This window comes from Halalkalicoccus sp. NIPERK01 (genome assembly GCF_030287405.1).
GTDB lineage: Archaea > Halobacteriota > Halobacteria > Halobacteriales > Halalkalicoccaceae > Halalkalicoccus.
This window is the reverse complement of the sequence record NZ_JASVVV010000024.1, coordinates 1-307: the sequence shown is the minus strand read 5'-3', so window position 1 is coordinate 307 and position 307 is coordinate 1. Positions and strand designations below refer to the sequence as shown.

Genomic DNA, 307 nt, shown 5'->3' with positions numbered 1-307 from the left:
ACCGCGAGGAGGCAGAGGAGAAGGGCAAGGGCGGCTTCGAGTTCGCCTACGTCATGGACAACCTCGCCGAGGAGCGAGAGCGCGGTGTCACCATCGACATCGCCCACCAGGAGTTCGACACCGACGAGTACTACTTCACCATCGTCGACTGTCCGGGCCACCGCGACTTCGTGAAGAACATGATCACGGGCGCGTCCCAGGCGGACAACGCCGTGCTGGTGGTCGCCGCCGACGACGGCGTCGCGCCCCAGACCCAGGAACACGTCTTCCTCGCGCGCACGCTCGGGATCAACGAACTCATCGTCGG

General features: G+C 65.5%; 1 protein-coding gene. It reads left to right on the top strand.

What is annotated here, in order from left to right; all coding sequences use genetic code 11:
- The coding region (locus QRT08_RS18435; RefSeq protein ID WP_286047456.1) for a GTP-binding protein at nt 1-307 on the top strand (307 nt) is incomplete at both ends.